The organism is Peptostreptococcus faecalis (genome assembly GCF_900240845.1).
Classification (GTDB): Bacteria; Bacillota; Clostridia; order Peptostreptococcales; family Peptostreptococcaceae; genus Peptostreptococcus; species Peptostreptococcus faecalis.
Window position 1 is genome coordinate 13,994 of record NZ_OERU01000005.1, and the last position, 16,206, is coordinate 30,199.

At 31.5% G+C, this 16,206-nt stretch carries 18 protein-coding genes; all 18 read right to left on the reverse strand.

The features are described 5' to 3' along the window. Nucleotides 1–124: 124 nt before the first annotated feature. On the reverse strand, nt 125–1,930 hold the full coding sequence (locus C0982_RS07715) for a glycerophosphodiester phosphodiesterase (protein ID WP_101773657.1): 1,806 nt from the start codon (nt 1,928–1,930) through the stop codon (nt 125–127). Between the two features lie 147 nt (nt 1,931–2,077). Continuing rightward, complete coding sequence (locus C0982_RS07720; RefSeq protein ID WP_101773658.1) at nt 2,078–2,287, reverse strand: hypothetical protein; 210 nt, start codon at nt 2,285–2,287, stop codon at nt 2,078–2,080. Between the two features lie 195 nt (nt 2,288–2,482). After that, nucleotides 2,483–2,923 (reverse strand): Dps family protein, encoded by a 441-nt coding sequence (locus C0982_RS07725; protein ID WP_101773659.1) that lies wholly within the window; start codon nt 2,921–2,923, stop codon nt 2,483–2,485. A 236-nt stretch (nt 2,924–3,159) separates the two neighbouring features. After that, nucleotides 3,160–4,695, reverse strand: coding sequence for a glutamine-hydrolyzing GMP synthase (gene guaA / locus C0982_RS07730; protein ID WP_101773660.1), 1,536 nt, complete (start codon nt 4,693–4,695; stop codon nt 3,160–3,162). A gap of 261 nt (nt 4,696–4,956) precedes the next feature. Next, complete coding sequence (locus C0982_RS10565; RefSeq protein WP_180946913.1) at nt 4,957–5,130, reverse strand: hypothetical protein; 174 nt, start codon at nt 5,128–5,130, stop codon at nt 4,957–4,959. A gap of 371 nt (nt 5,131–5,501) precedes the next feature. Further along, a complete protein-coding gene (locus C0982_RS10810) occupies nt 5,502–5,633 on the reverse strand; it encodes a hypothetical protein (RefSeq protein ID WP_278336047.1) in 132 nt (43 codons plus the stop codon). Between the two features lie 520 nt (nt 5,634–6,153). Next, a complete protein-coding gene (groL, locus tag C0982_RS07735) occupies nt 6,154–7,776 on the reverse strand; it encodes a chaperonin GroEL (RefSeq protein WP_101773661.1) in 1,623 nt (540 codons plus the stop codon). Between the two features lie 16 nt (nt 7,777–7,792). Continuing rightward, a complete protein-coding gene (locus C0982_RS07740) occupies nt 7,793–8,080 on the reverse strand; it encodes a co-chaperone GroES (RefSeq protein WP_101773662.1) in 288 nt (95 codons plus the stop codon). Nucleotides 8,081–8,214: 134 nt separating this feature from the next. After that, nucleotides 8,215–9,693 (reverse strand): cardiolipin synthase, encoded by a 1,479-nt coding sequence (cls, locus tag C0982_RS07745; protein ID WP_101773663.1) that lies wholly within the window; start codon nt 9,691–9,693, stop codon nt 8,215–8,217. 12 nt (nt 9,694–9,705) lie between these two features. Next, the gene (locus tag C0982_RS07750; RefSeq protein WP_101773664.1) at nt 9,706–10,581 is read right to left on the reverse strand and encodes a DNA-3-methyladenine glycosylase family protein; all 876 of its coding nucleotides are present in this window, start codon (nt 10,579–10,581) and stop codon (nt 9,706–9,708) included. Nucleotides 10,582–10,648: 67 nt separating this feature from the next. Further along, nucleotides 10,649–11,047, reverse strand: a complete 399-nt coding sequence (locus tag C0982_RS07755) for an Asp23/Gls24 family envelope stress response protein (protein WP_242961537.1) — start codon at nt 11,045–11,047, stop codon at nt 10,649–10,651. Nucleotides 11,048–11,073: 26 nt separating this feature from the next. Beyond that, nucleotides 11,074–11,550, reverse strand: a complete 477-nt coding sequence (locus C0982_RS07760; RefSeq protein WP_101773666.1) for a DUF2273 domain-containing protein — start codon at nt 11,548–11,550, stop codon at nt 11,074–11,076. A gap of 14 nt (nt 11,551–11,564) precedes the next feature. Further along, entirely contained in the window at nt 11,565–12,500 is a 936-nt protein-coding gene (locus C0982_RS07765; protein WP_101773667.1) for an Asp23/Gls24 family envelope stress response protein, read from the reverse strand. Nucleotides 12,501–12,622: 122 nt separating this feature from the next. Continuing rightward, nucleotides 12,623–13,207 carry an orotate phosphoribosyltransferase gene (pyrE, locus tag C0982_RS07770; protein WP_101773668.1) on the reverse strand — a complete coding sequence of 195 codons (585 nt, stop codon included), beginning with the start codon at nt 13,205–13,207 and terminating at the stop codon, nt 12,623–12,625. A 14-nt stretch (nt 13,208–13,221) separates the two neighbouring features. Then, nucleotides 13,222–14,124 carry a dihydroorotate dehydrogenase gene (locus C0982_RS07775; RefSeq protein ID WP_101773669.1) on the reverse strand — a complete coding sequence of 301 codons (903 nt, stop codon included), beginning with the start codon at nt 14,122–14,124 and terminating at the stop codon, nt 13,222–13,224. After that, nucleotides 14,124–14,813 carry a dihydroorotate dehydrogenase electron transfer subunit gene (locus tag C0982_RS07780; RefSeq protein WP_101773670.1) on the reverse strand — a complete coding sequence of 230 codons (690 nt, stop codon included), beginning with the start codon at nt 14,811–14,813 and terminating at the stop codon, nt 14,124–14,126. Before C0982_RS07780 ends, C0982_RS07775 begins: the two co-directional genes overlap by 1 nt. A gap of 14 nt (nt 14,814–14,827) precedes the next feature. After that, complete coding sequence (pyrB, locus tag C0982_RS07785) at nt 14,828–15,739, reverse strand: aspartate carbamoyltransferase (protein ID WP_101773671.1); 912 nt, start codon at nt 15,737–15,739, stop codon at nt 14,828–14,830. 289 nt (nt 15,740–16,028) lie between these two features. Continuing rightward, entirely contained in the window at nt 16,029–16,187 is a 159-nt protein-coding gene (locus C0982_RS07790) for a FeoB-associated Cys-rich membrane protein (RefSeq protein WP_101773672.1), read from the reverse strand. Nucleotides 16,188–16,206 lie beyond the last annotated feature (19 nt).

Genomic DNA, 16,206 nt, shown 5'->3' on the forward strand with positions numbered 1-16,206 from the left:
TTTATCATTAAAACTACATAGCCTGTTTTTTTATTGTTTATAAAATTTATTAAATTTTAACATACTTCTTGATAAGTGATGCCCTCTCACCTGTATATCAAAATTAAATATATCTCAAATCTATCTATAATTCAGTTTTAGCTTCTAGTTTTACAAAGTTTGCATTATTCAATATCCAACTAATTTTATCAAATATTGTATTTTCTTTCATGCTCAACTTTTTAATCACTATATCAGGATGGTTCGTAATTATACCTTGTACACCCTGGCTCAAATATGATGATATTTTTGATTCATCATTTACAGTCCAAACAAATAAGCCTTCATAATATACTTGCGCTTGGTATCTAATATTTGATGTCATAGAAAAATCTTCTAATGCTAAATAATTATGATCTGTAATTGGAACATCTCCAATCAGTATAGGTATTACAAAACAAGTCTTTATACTAGGATCAATTTGTTTTATTCTATCAATTGAATCTTTATTCAGCGATTGGATTACTACAGTATGTTGTATTTCTTTTTCCTTCAACATACGTACCAAAGATTCTTCCATATCCTTACTTTCGTGACCAGTAGGCTTTATTTCAAGTAATATTCGTACATTTAATTTCTTTGATAAATCAATGAACTCTTCTAGACTTGGAACTTTTGCTGTGTATCCATTTTGTCTCATTTCCAGATCCTGCAATTGCTTTAATGTAGAATCATAAACATTCATAGATTTACCAGTCATTCGTTTCACGTTCTCATCATGCATGACAACAAAGTCTTTGTCTTTAGTCTGTTGAATATCAATTTCTACCATGTTTGCTCCTACTTTGCTAGCTGCTTCTAGTGATTCCAAAGAGTTCTCAACAGCATCTTCAGTGTATCCTCTGTGGGCAATCACTAAAGTTGGCTCGTAAGTAATACCTTGTTTAATCATTATGAAATTTCCAATTCCAGATATTAGTATTACAATAATTAAAATTACACGTATTACCTTTGATTTTGCAAGAGATGCGCCTTTTACCTCTTTGTATTTAAATTCATCCTTACTATTCAAATCATGATTTAACTTGGCAACAAACATATATATGATAAACGGAACACCTAATCCTATATACATTAACATTATCATATCAATCGCAGTCAAACTCAATACCGCAAAAATTTCCGACATATCAACCGCAAACATTTCTGTTACGATTACAGGCATAAGGGAAAGAAAAATATATGCAAATACTGTCGCTTCAAAGTATATTAGGGAACTAAATAAAGTCACTAAATTTGATTTTATTTTTCCTTTCGTTTCTCTTAACGATTTTATACAAGCTTTTGACAAACTAATCTCTGGTTCAACAACAAAATAATAAATTACATATATAGTGCGCAAAAATAAAATTAATAATAATATAGTTGCTACTGTAGCTCCCAATAATATTGGTAACTGCTCAAACAGTGGTTCTGTAATGAAATCCGGAATAAAAATACCGGTAGTATACGTAGTTTTTAATCCAATCGGGCTTAGCGGCAACAATATTCCAATATACAAAAATAGAAGTAATGATGAAGGATGTAGCAAATACTTTATTTTATAAAATAGACGTTTAAATATTTTTCTGAAAGAATATTCTAAGTTGTTTACTTGGTAATACGCAATCAAAAAATATACTCCAAGCTCTAAAAATATATTAAATCCAATTATAAACGCGATCACTAATAAAAGAGCTATTGAAAAACCATTTTTAAATAACTGTAAAAAATTAAAATTAGTCAAATATTCCACACCAACAAGTTTCATTGACTGATTCAACAATAATTTTACAACTGGTAATACTATGTATATTTTTGAAAGTTGAAATATCACAATCAACATTAGATACTCGTATTTATTTTTTTTCATGGCTTTAAATATGTCTCTCATATTTCTAAAAGCATCCATTATAAATCACCTCTCAGTTTTATCTTTATCTTTATCTTTATCTTTATCTTTATCTTTATCTTTATCTTTATCTTTATCTTTATCTTTATCTTATAAATAGTATATCATGAACTATAAATACAATATAGCTTGTATTTACTGAAATAGTTATAATTGAGAGATTCTATCTGATATTTCAGGAAAATAAATATCTGTATTTTCTTTTTGATATATTATTTCTTTCCCTTCAAAAAGTGAACCTATTAATAGTTTATCTGACGTAAGAAAAAAGATGTGTTCTTCAATATGTTTATCTTTATTTTGCAGATCAAATTCAACTTTATAATGCCTCTCTCCTAATGAAATATGTAAATTCATAATTATTTAGTATATAATTGTAATAAATTATTATAAACCAGTTTTACTCATAATAAATAGAGGTTCGCTTGATAGCGTAACCTCTATTTCAAATTATAATATTACTTTTAACTTTATTCTAAATTTTTTCTCAATAAAACTATTCTATTCTAGCGATTTAAAATTTTCTATTACCTAGTATCAAAATAGTTTTCGTTATTTTAACATAGATTTGATAAACCAGATTGTTTTGTTATAATTTTCGATATCGTTTTCCATTGCACTTACAACATCAAACTGATCCTCTTCACTAGCTAGTTTTCGTATAGAAAGAGCTTGTATTTTTAAATCTTCCATATCGTTTAGAACTGTATTCATTACACTATTTGCATCCACTTCACTACTCTCTAACTCATTAATAGTAGCAACTGCTAGATAGTCTTTCATGCTAGCCATAGGCATTTCACCGTTCATTTTTAAAAGTTCTGCCGTCGCATCTAGAACATCTGCCATTGCATCATATAAAGTCTCCAGATATTCATGGACAGCCTTGAATTGACTTCCCACAACATTCCAATGCAGGTTGTGTAATTTGATGTATGATACACCAATGTTAGCAAGATAAATATTTACTTCATTTGATAGTTCTTTTTTCAATTTAAAATCTCCTCTCTATTTGAAATATAGGAGGACTTAAATTCCTCCTTATTAAATAGAATATAATAATCAATTTCAATTGTCAATATTGAAAGACAATATCTTTTGTTTATTTTATAGGATAATTTTTAAAGCACTGTATTCTTTCACTATTTTATAATGTTCAAATCTACATCGCAAGAGTAAACAAGAAAGGCGTAAGCACCTATTTACAATGCTTACACCTTTTATTTATTCTATTCCCACTCAATTGTTCCAGGAGGTTTACTTGTAATGTCATACACTACTCTATTTACTCCTTCGCACTCATTGATTATTCTATTACTAATTCTTTCTAGTACTTCATATGGTATTTTGTACCAGTCTGAAGTCATTCCGTCGCTTGATGCTACGGCTCTAAGACCTACTAAGTATGCGTAAGTTCTTTCATCCCCCATTACTCCTACAGTCTTTACATCTGGAAGAGTGGCAAATGCCTGCCATATTTCTCTATATAGACCAGCTTTTCTTAGCTCATCCATATATACTGCATCAGCTTCTCTAAGGATATCACATCTTTCTTTTGTTACTTCCCCAATTACTCTGATTCCTAGTCCTGGCCCTGGGAAAGGATGTCTAAATATTAATGTATCTTCTATTCCTAGCTCTAGACCTATTTTTCTTACTTCGTCTTTGAATAGTTCTCTTAGAGGCTCTACTATTTCTTGGAAGTCAACATCTTCTGGTAATCCACCAACGTTGTGGTGAGATTTTATAGTAGCTGAACCACCTGTTCCACTTTCTACTACGTCAGGATATATTGTCCCTTGAACTAAGAATTCCATTTTCCCTAATTTATGTGATTCTTCTTCAAATACTCTAATAAATTCTTCACCGATTATTTTTCTCTTAGCTTCTGGTTCAGTTACACCTTTTAGCTTTCCTAAAAATCTGTCTTCAGCGTTTACTCTTATTAGATTCATGTTGAATTTTTCTCTAAATATTCTTTCTACATCATCACCTTCATTTTTTCTTAGAAGACCATGATCTACAAATATACAAGTAAGGTTGTCACCTATTGCTCTGTGCATTAGTACTGCAGCTACTGAAGAGTCTACCCCTCCACTTAGTGCGCATAAAGCTTTCTTATCTCCTACAATTTCTTTTATTTGAGCTATTTTGTCATCTATAAATGAGCTTGTAGTCCAATCTCCACTCACTTCACATATTTCGTATAGGAAGTTTTTAAGTATTTTATCTCCCTCTAAACTATGCTCAACTTCTGGATGGAACTGTACTCCATAAAGCTTTTTATCTACATTTTGCATTGCAGCTATAGGACAGTTTGCAGTAGTAGCAGTCACTTCAAATCCAGTAGGTGCTTCAGAAATATAATCCGTATGACTCATCCACACTTGATTTGTAGAAAGTCCTTCAAATATTGGTGATTTTCCGTATTCTATTATAGTTTTTCCGTATTCTCTAGTGAAGTTGTCACCCTTTTCAACCTTACCTCCTAATAGATGTGCCATCAACTGGTCACCATAGCAGATTCCAAGGATTGGTACTCCAATTTCAAAAATTTCTTTTGAAATCTTAGGAGAATCTTCTAAGTACGCACTATTAGGTCCTCCTGTGAATATTATACCCTTAGGATTTTTTTCTTTTATTTTTTCAACACCTGCTGTATATGGAATAATTTCACAATATACATTGTTTTCTCTTACTCTTCTAGCTATTAATTGGTTGTACTGTCCACCGAAGTCGACAACAAGAACTAATTCGTGCTTCATAATATCTCCCTTCACTTATTTCATAATATTTTCGTTTTTTTCATACCAAATATTATACCATAATTTTTATATTTATTATAGTATTCTATTTTTATTAATCATATATATTCTTTTTATTATCTCATTTAATAATATAGAGATACCCATATTACTAATTATATCACATTTTATAGATATTAATTTGCGCATGAGAAAACCCCTGCCAATATCATAACATTCTTTTTCTAAAACGTTATTTGACAAGGGTTCTCTTCCAGGATTCTAATGTGTTATCATTGTTCTGTTCCAAGGTTCACACATCACTCCTTCTCTTAAATATTGTACTACATGCTCCCACATAAGTAACATCTTTCCTGCTTCGATTAAGATATCTTGCTGTATTACAACTAAACATCTTCTAATTACTGGTACTTTCTTTGTTCTTCGTATCTCCATTGCCTTAGTGTTTCCACTTGCTTTGATGCTTGCACTTCCCTGTTGTCTACATCTTTTCTTAGAACTTTCAATAATTCGATGCTACACTATCCTCGGTGCTTCAATCTCGCTACTAAATCACTTTTATTGTGACTCCCACATTTAAGCATTTTCATCTACTTTTATACTACACTTTACCGATATATGTTGCTTCTCTTAGTTCTACCTGGTACTTCAGTCATACACTATCCTCGTCACCTATAATATATTTGAGTATTTCCAAACATTTATAAGAATATCCATCGGTGTACACAAATTTTCTTGGTATTCTAAGTTCCTCATCCACACATATTCTCTCGAAATAATACTTTTTCTTCGATGATTTTACTTAATTAAATATCTGCACAAACTCTGTTGTCTACATTTTTTCTTGAATTTTCTAATAGTTCGACGTTACACTGTCTCCGGTGCAATACAACTTGCCTTGATGTTACCACTTGCTTTGGTATTACTAAATCACACATATTACTATCTAGCCTTTTTACGGGCAATCAACAGGATTCATGTTACCGTAGTACTACTCTGAAAGTAACACACATCTACAAAAACATCTACTTACACTAATATCCTGCCACTGGCTCGGATTTAGCACCTAGATATTCTAAAAACCAACCACGACTATTTACCATGTTACTTGTATGTCCCATTACTCTTTTTAGAGCACTCATAAAATACGTTTATTAGCGTTGGACTACTGTCAGCTATCATAGCTTTCACTGACACATCTTACTTAGTCATAGTATGTTCTATCTAGACTTTAGTATCACTTTCTATTTATATTATACCACTATTCGCAATTTTCTAAAAGCTTTTTGAGAAAAAAATTTTATAATATTCAGTTTAATTTAAAGTAAAAAAGATAGTTAGCTAATTCTATTATAAAAAATAAATATTATTTGAATAAACTTATTTTTATAAGTGTTTTTTAGCAAACTATCTTTTAAATTTTTTTATTTATTTTTAATTGTAATGATTATATTTCAATTACATCATTCCTGGCATTCCACCTGGCATTCCTGGAATATCATCATCACCTGGTAGATCTGTAACTGCAGCTTCTGTAGTCAAGAATACACTAGCAATTGAAGCAGCATTTTGAAGTGCACTTCTGCTTACTTTAGTTGGATCTACTATACCTGCTTCTATCATATCTACATATTTTTCATTCATAGCATCGAATCCAACATTAGCATCAGAATTAATTACGTTTTGTATTATTACTGACCCTTCTAGTCCGGCATTTACAGAAATTTGTCTTAAAGGTTCTTCTAATGCTCTCCTAATTATTTGAGCACCTAGCTTTTCTTCACCTTCAAGAGATTCCACCATTTTTTCTACAGCTGGGATTACACTTACAAATACTGTACCTCCACCTGCTACAATACCTTCTTGAACGGCTGCCTTTGTAGCATTTAAGGCATCTTCTATTCTTAGTTTTCTTTCCTTCATTTCTATTTCAGTCGCAGCACCAACTTTTACTACAGCCACACCACCTGATAATTTTGCCAATCTTTCTGACAATTTTTCTCTATCAAAGTCTGATGTAGTATCTTCTATCAAACGCTTAAGCTGATTTACTCTGTTTGCAATGTCTTCTTTATTTCCTGCTCCATCTACTATTGTAGTAGTTTCCTTGTTTACTTTTACTGTTTGAGCTCTACCTAACATAGAAAGAGTAGCTTCCTTTAGGTCATATCCTAATTCAGATGATATGAATTCTCCTCCCGTAAGTATTGCTAAGTCTTCAAGCATGTCTTTTCTTCTTTCTCCAAATCCAGGAGCCTTGACAGCCATTACATCGAAAGTACCTCTTAACTTATTTACTACTAGAGTAGAAAGAGCTTCGCCCTCCACATCTTCAGCAATTATTAGAAGCTTTTGACCAGTCTGTACTAATTCTTCTAGTAATGGAAGTATTTCCTGTATATTACTGATTTTTTTATCAGTTATTAATATATATGGATTTTCAAGTACTGCTTCCATTTTTTCTACATCTGATACCATGTATGCAGATAAAAATCCTCTATCAAACTGCATTCCTTCTACAGCATCTAGTTCAGTAATCATAGATTTTGATTCTTCTATAGTGATTACCCCATCTTTTCCAACTATTTTCATAGCTTCTGATATCAATTTACCGACTTCTTCATCTCCAGCTGATATTGCACCTACCTGAGATATTTCTTCATCAGTATTGATTTCTTTTGAGTTTTTCTTTAGTTCTTCAACTGCTACTTCTACAGCTTTTTGAATACCTCTTCTAAGAAGTATTGGATTAGATCCAGCAGTTACATTTTTTAGGCCTTCTCTAATTATTGCCTGTGCCAAAACTGTAGCAGTAGTAGTACCATCCCCAGCTACGTCATTTGTCTTTGTAGCTACTTCTTTTACTAACTGAGCTCCCATGTTTTCAAATTTATCTTCAAGTTCAATTTCTTTTGCTATTGTAACTCCATCATTTGTGATAAGTGGAGAACCAAATTTCTTATCTAGTATTACGTTTCTTCCTTTTGGTCCAAGTGTTACTTTTACAGTATCTGCTAATTTATTTACACCTGCTTCTAATGCAGATCTTGCGTCTTTTGAAAATTTTATTTCTTTAGCCATTTTTTACCACTCCTATCTATTTATTTTCTAATACTCCAACTACGTCTTCTTGCTTTATTACTATAAATTCTTCGTTTTCTATTTCAACTTCTGTACCTGCGTATTTGTTGTATATTACCTTATCGCCTAGTACTAGTTCCATTTTTATTTCTTTACCGTCTACAATTCCTGATCCAACGGCTACAACTTCTGCAAATTGTGGCTTTTCTTTGGCAGCACCTGTAAGAATGATACCGCTAGAAGTCTTTTCCTCAGCCTCAATTTTCTTTAATACCACTCTGTCTCCTAATGGTTTTATATTCATTTTTCACTACCTCCTCGTCTAATAAAATTACTTTTTATTTTTATTTATTACTCTTAAAACTTGAATGCTTTTTATTAGCACTCTTGTTAATTAACTGCTAATAGTATATTAATATTACCTTAACTAAACCTTAATTACAGCAAAGGAGAAAACAACCTAGATATTGATTCTGCAAGCCTTACAACTACATTCCTTGTTCTGAAATTTTCTTGAATTAGCTCTTTTGAATCACTCTGATCTTCCAAAAACTGTTCGTATAATTCACTTATTATTTTTTTATCGTATATAAATGCATTTACTTCAAAGTTAAGCATAAAACTTCTCAAATCCATATTTGCTGTTCCTATTGAAGCTATTTCATCATCTACTATTACTACTTTTGAATGTATGAATCCTCTTTGGTACAGATATACCTTTCCACCAGAATTTAAAACCTCTTCAAAGTAAGAATATGAAGCTATGTTTACTATATAGTGATCTATTTTTTCTGGGAATATTATTCTTACATCTACCCCGCTTAGTGCTGCTGTTTTAATAGCTTTTAACAAGCTTTCATCAGGTATAAAATACGGTGTTTCAATATATACTCTCTTTTTTGCTTGACTGATTGCCGAGAAAAAAGCGTAGTGAATATCTTCCCATTTGCTATCTGGTCCTGTTCCCACTATTTGTAGTGGAGAGTCTCCTACTTTTTCAATTCTAGGCGTGTATTTTTCTTCTGAAAGTATTTCATTGGTAGTCAAATACCAGTCTATTATAAATATTATCTGTAGTAAGTATGTACCTGTTCCTACTACTCTCATGTGCGTATCTCTCCAGTATCCGAATTTTTTGCTTTCGCTCATATATTCGTCACCTATGTTAAGACCTCCCGTATATCCTACTCTACCATCTATTACTGCTATTTTTCTATGGTTTCTGTAGTTTACTTCTCCTCCCAACAAAGGAAATTTTGTCGGTAAGAATGCAGCGCACATAACACCAGCTTCTCTTAGTTCCCTAAGAAATTTCCTATGAATTTTAAATCTCCAGCAGGCTAAATCATCATATAAAATTCTTATTTCCACGCCTTGTTTTGCTTTTTCTATTAAAAGTCGCTGTATCTTTCTTGCGATTTTACTGTCTTTAATTATGAAATATTCTAAGTGTATATGATCTTCTGCCTTTTCAATATCCTCTAGCAGTCTATCAAATTTTTCCATTCCATTTTTGTATAATTCCACGTCATTATTAGTCGTATATGGAAATTGCCCAATATTAAATAATAGTTTTATTACGCTCTCTTTTATTGGACTATTATCTTCTAATAATTCCCCTTTTTTCATGCGTTCACTTTGGCTTTTAACAATTTTTTTCACATGCTCTAAATTTTCTAGTAGATGCCTCTTGTTTAATGATTCCGACTTTTTCTTGGCTTTAAATATTTTATGCTTTCTTATATTTCTTCCTGATAATACATAAATTATTACTCCAATACCTGGTAGCAACAAAAACATCATTATCCAAGATAAAGTTTTGGAAGGATCTCTATTTTCTAGTAGTATGTTCATTGATATAATTATGCCCATCAAATAGGAAAGTATTGTTAATACAGCTATTATCTTAAATATCATATATTCCCGTCCTTATCTTCCAATTCCATTTTCCCTTACATAATAAAATAAATATTGTTGTGCAAAGCCTGCATCTTCTCCAAATAAGTCTTTGCCATATTTTCTCATTTTTGGCAAACTCATGTCTTCTGCATCATAAAATTCTTGCATTACTCTTTTCACCCAAACATCTACTGGAAAAGAATCGTATTTTTCCATTCCGAATAATGCTATACAATCTGCTACTTTTGCTCCAACCCCTTTAAATTTCATCAGCTCTTTATGGCAGATATCTGAATCCATTTTTCTAAATTCTCCAAGGTCTATCTTTTTGTCTAATATATCCGATGTAGTACTGTGAATATATTTGTCTCTGAATCCCGTCTTACACTCTCTAAGCTCTTCTATACTCGCTTTTGATAGTTGCTCTGGAGTAGGAAACGCATAGTGTTTCTTGCCTCTGTACTCTCCAATTTCACTACCGTATCTAGAGGATATATTTTCAATTGCTCTTTGTATCATTGGGATTCTATTATTTGATGATATTATAAACGATATAATCATCTCCCAACTATCTTGGTTCAGGATTCTAATCCCCCATCCAAAATCCACAGCCTTATTTAGATTTTCATCTCTTTTTGCCAAGTCTTTTTTTATACTGGAGTAATCTCTATCAAGATCAAAATATTTTTTCCAAATATTATTGAAGTCTTCTATATTTGTATTGTCTATCAAGATACCTTCTTCTACTTTGGATACATTTATTACCCTACCCATAGCTACTCCAGTGTAGGATTCATCTTCTTCTTTTATCCATCTAAAACATTGCCCACACTCAAAAATATGAGTTGGATCAAAATCATCTACATCTATCAACTTAATTCCATTTTTTACTTCTTCTATTATCATATTTAAATATCCTTTGTATAAATTTTTAGGCAGCTGTACGCAAAGTACAACTGCCTACTCAAGCAACTTACCCTCTTGTTTTAAACTCATCTGCCTTTAAAACGTCTTCTATTTTAACATTCAGCTCCACTACTCTCAATCCTGTCATATTCATAACTTGATTTTCAACAGCTTCTTTTATTTCTGAATAAATCTCTTTTGCATTCTTTCCATATTCAATTACTAGTCTTAGATCAACTGCTACTTCAGTTTCTCCTACTTCAACGTTTATGCCTTCATTATTTGTTCTTCCTACAATTCCTGAGAAAGCTCCTCCTCCAGGCTTTATAGTTGCAACACCCTCTATATCTTTTAGTGTCATCATTACTATTTTCACTATTACTTGTTCGTCAAAAGTAAGTTTACTGTCATGCTGCACTTCCACAATAGACTCTATTTCTTTGTTGTTTTTATCATTGATTTCCATTGAAATACCCCTTTCAAACCATATTTTTATCTAAATTTCCTAAAAATTGAATTTATAATCGAAAGCAACCTTGGGTTGTTATCTAATAGTTGCCCTATTATATTTGCCGCCAATACTACTACAAATACCAAAAGTGATTTTAAAAATCCTATTACCAATATGAGTATCGCCATTATAATTCCAACAATTGTAGCTTTGAAAGTATTTGGTCTTTCACGATAAGAGTCTTGAATAAAGTTAAATATTAAAGTAGAGACACTGTCTTTTTTTGTGTTATTGTATTCATTATTACTGTTATAGTTGCTATGTTGATAATCTTCTCTATCTTCTCTTTCAGACTCTCCGCTATCTGAGTACTCTTTTCTAAAGTTTGTTCCTTTATTGCTTTGGGTTTCACTGTTTTCATATATTACATTGCTTTTTGTAGATTGTTCTTCCTCTATCATATTTTCTACCTCAAGATCTTCATCTACATCTCCTATATGGATTTTTCCATCTATCACTACAGTTCCACCCCCTAATTAACTCTTTTCTTTTTTCTTTTTCTAGATTTTTTTACAGATTTTTCTTTTTCTGATCTAATTCCAGATTCTACTTTTTCATTTATTTTAGCATTGTAGAATTTTACATTGATCTCATTTATTCTACCTTCAAAGAAATTTTCTAATGAATCTCTGATGTCTTTTTGAACATTTTTATAAAAGTCATTTATGTCTGCATACTTATGTAGCTCTGCGTCAATATTTTCATTGTCTTCAGACTCATCATCTACAAGTACGCTCCTAGCTTCTGCTATTTCTTTTGAAAATTCTTCTTTGTCATCCAACTTGTTTTCTTCTGACTTGTTTTCTTCTGACTCATTTGATTCTATTTTTTTTATGTTGTCTACATTCTCTGTATTGTCTGCATTTTCTACGATATCTACATTTTCTATGACCTCAACACTTTCTGTTTTATCTATATTTTCTGTGCTATTGGCATTTTCTATGCTTTCTATCTTTTCTATATCGAAGTAACCTTTTTCTATGCAAAGTTCTTCATTAATTCCACATTTTACATCGACTTTAACTATTGTTTTATCGCCTTTTTTCTTTATGCTAGCTCTAACTGTATTTTCCGCTATTTCATCGAATTTTTCTAAAGTATTAATAACGTTTTTCTCTATTGACATATCAGATACAGATATAGTTCCATTATCTTCAAATAGAACTAGCTCTCTTTCATCTGATTTTTTGAATAATATCAGTATTAATTTAACAACTGTGGCCATAAATACTATAAAAGATAATATTCCTAATAAAAGAGGTATAGTTTGCAACAATTTATATGTATCAATAAAGATAATTCTTTCATCTGCTAATACATATTTAAATACAAATATATATATTGCTGATAACAGCATAAGAATCAATAAATAATAAATTGAATTTATGATTTTTCTAAATTTAGACATTTACTCCCTCCTTTAATAGTTTTGTACAATTAATAGTTTAACATATTAAACCTGTAAATTCTATACAATTGTATTACAAAAAGCCTACATCATAATGAGTAGGCTTTTGGCTTTATTAAATATTATTTTTTTAATTCTTTAAATTCTCTGCTTCCTGGTTTTACTAATTCTATCTTTCCTTCTTTACAAAGTTCGCAGTTATCTGCTTCATATACTGTTATATCTAAGTCAATTGCACTATATATTGGCATTCCAATATCGTCTTTTGTTCTATTTGCAATACATGCAACTCCTACTACAACTCCACCCATAGCTTCTAGAACTTTTTTAGTTTCTTTAGTTGATTTTCCTGTAGTTACAACATCTTCTGCTATTATTATTCTATCGCCTGGCTTTACTTCAAATCCTCTTCTAAGCTGCATTTCATTATCTTTTCTTTCAGTGAATATAGCTTCTTTTCCTAGTTGTCTTCCTAGCTCATAAGAAACTACAACTCCTCCCATAGCTGGCCCTACTACCAAGTCTATATCTAAATCTTTGATTTTTTCTACTACTGTAGATAGTACCTTTTCTGCCTGGTCTGGGAATCTTAGTACTTTTGCACACTGAACATATCTATTTGAGTGCATTCCTGATGATAGTAAAAAGTGCCCTTCTAGTAGTGCATCACAATCTTTAAGTATTTGTATAACATCAACGTTTTTCATATTCTCTCTCCCTATTATATAATTCCTCTAATTTCGTCTAAACTTTTTATATTATTTTCATCCATGTATTTATGAAGTTCTTCTATTATCTCTTCACCAATTCTAGGATTGACAAAATTTACAGTTCCTAGCTGTACACAAGTTGCACCAGCCATTATAAATTCTATTACATCTCTAGCGTTCATTATTCCACCCATTCCTACTACTGGAATATTTACTGCTTTAGATACTTCATATACCATTCTTAGAGCTATTGGCTTAATAGCTGGTCCTGAAAGACCTGCCGTCACATTATTAAAGACAGGTTTTCTGTTGTCGATATCAATTGCCATTGCTTTAAATGTATTTACCAAAGATACACCATCCGCACCTTCTTCTTCACATACTTTTGCCATCTCAACAATATCTTCTGCATTAGGAGATAGTTTTACTATCAATGGCTTTTTAGTAGCAGCTCTTACTTCTCTAATTATTTCTCTAGCAACCTCTGATTTTATTCCAAATGCCATTCCACCGTGTTTAACATTTGGACAAGATATATTTAACTCTAGTATATCAAAGTCTTTATCATCTAAAAGTTTTACACCTTCTACATAGTCATCTTCACAGTTACCACCTAGGTTTACTATTCTGCAAGTGTCCAACTTAGAAAAATCCGGAAGTTCTTTTTTTATAAAACCTTCAACACCTGGATTTTCTAGTCCAACGCTATTCATCATACCTGATGGTGTCTCATATACTCTTAGTCCATCATTACCTGGCTTAGCGTAATAAGTCAATCCTTTTGAACTAATCCCTCCAAGCTTGCTTATATCATATATTTCACCGTATTCTTTTCCAAATCCGAATGTACCTGAGGCCATTATAATAGGATTTTTCAGTTCCATTCCACATAGATTAACCTTCAAATTTGCCATTATAATATCACATCCTCTCCCCAAAATACAGGACCATCCTTGCAAGTCTTTTTATTTCCTGATTTAGTCTTACAAGTACATACTAGACATGCACCAACACCACATGCCATATGATTTTCTAGTGAAACTTGTATTTTTGTATCTGTGTTTTCCACCATATCCACAAGTTTTTTCATCATAGGAGTTGGCCCACAAGTCAATATATAATCATATTTTTCAACGTCTATTATATCTGTTACGAAAGTATTTCCAGTAGTTGTATGTACTTCTTTACATACACTTTCAAATTCGTCTATCATTATTGGATTATCTCTAAATCCTAGGTAGCAGTCACAGTTAGGTATATTTTGTGCTACCATGTAAAGTGGTGCTATTCCTATACCACCTCCAACTAATGCAACCTTTCCTTTAACCTTTTCAAACCCATTTCCATATGGTCCTTCAAGTTTTATATTATCACCCTTTTTAAGCTTGGACATAATTTCCGTTCCTTGACCTACTACCTTGTATAAAAAGCTGATACCTTCTTCATCTATATTGTATATACTAATTGGTCTAGATAGTAATGGAAAATTATCCCATGCTCTCAACATATAGAACTGACCCATTCTAGCTTCAAAATCGCCTGAAACCTTTATATAATACATTTCTTCCCCAACATACCTATTTTCTAGTACAGAGTATTCCATATATCCTCCTATATTTATAATCCTAATAATTTCATGATAAGCGCCATTCTTACATACATTCCACACTGAGCCTGTTCAAAGTATTTTGCTCTAGGATCTTGATCTACTTCAACAGCGATCTCATTTACTCTAGGTAATGGATGAAGAACGAGCATATCTTCTTTTGCCAAATCCATCTTTTCCAAATCCAGTATGTAAGTATCTTTTAATCTATTATATTGATCTATATCTTCAAATCTTTCTTTTTGTATTCTAGTCATATATAGTACATCTAATTCAGGAATTGCATCTTCTAAACTTTTAGTTTCTATATATTCAGTATTGCCTATATCCTCTTTTACATTATCTGGCATTTTTAGCTCATCAGGAGAAATAAATACAAACTTAATTCCACTGTATCTCGACATAGCCTTAGCTAAAGAATGAACTGTTCTACCATATTTCAAATCTCCACAAAGACCAATTGTCATCTTTTCTAAAGAAGATTTATAGTATTTTATAGTAAGTAGATCTGTCAACGTCTGAGTAGGATGTTGATTTTCACCGTCTCCTGCATTTATAAACGGAACTTCACAAGCTTGTGCAGCTTGGTTAGCAGAACCTGATATAAAGTGTCTCATTGCTATTATATCTACGTAGTTTGACACTATTTTCATAGTATCTTCAAGAGATTCTCCTTTAGATGTTGAAGATGCTGATGGATCAGAAAATCCAATCACCCTACCTCCTAGTCTATTCATTGCCGCCTCAAAACTAAGTCTAGTTCGTGTAGAAGGTTCATAAAATAATGTAGCTATTAATTTTCCTTCACAAACCTTATTGTATTTTTCAGGATTTTCCTTTATTTGCATGCCCAATTCCAGTATAGAGTCCAACTCTTCTACTGTAAAATCATCTGGTTTTATTAGATTTCTCCCTTTTAACATATTTCCTCCTTTTTGGCCTCACAGGACCGAATTAAAGTATAAAATAAAAGCTTTCTTAAAAAGATTATCACCTTTATTTATTAGTGTCAAATCTTAATTTACCGTTTCAAGTATTCTACCCAATTTTTAATATCCAAACCATTATGTCTATACGGTATACAACATAAAAATCCTTAATACTCTCTATATATTATAAAGCTCATCTCTTTTAATTTCAATAAAAAAAACTCATGTACTTCTAAATTCTATTTAGTATAGATTAGAAAACACATGAGTTGTTTTTTAGATATTACATCTTAGGTTTATTTTCTTCAGTAGGGCAAGACCTACAACTAGATGGGCACTCTGTCTTACCACAGCTACAACCACCTTTTTTTCTAACTCTTATCGCAGCAAATACAGCTGCTACAACTACAATTGCTAAAACTATAAATGTAGCCAAATTCATATGTAGATCCTCCTTAATT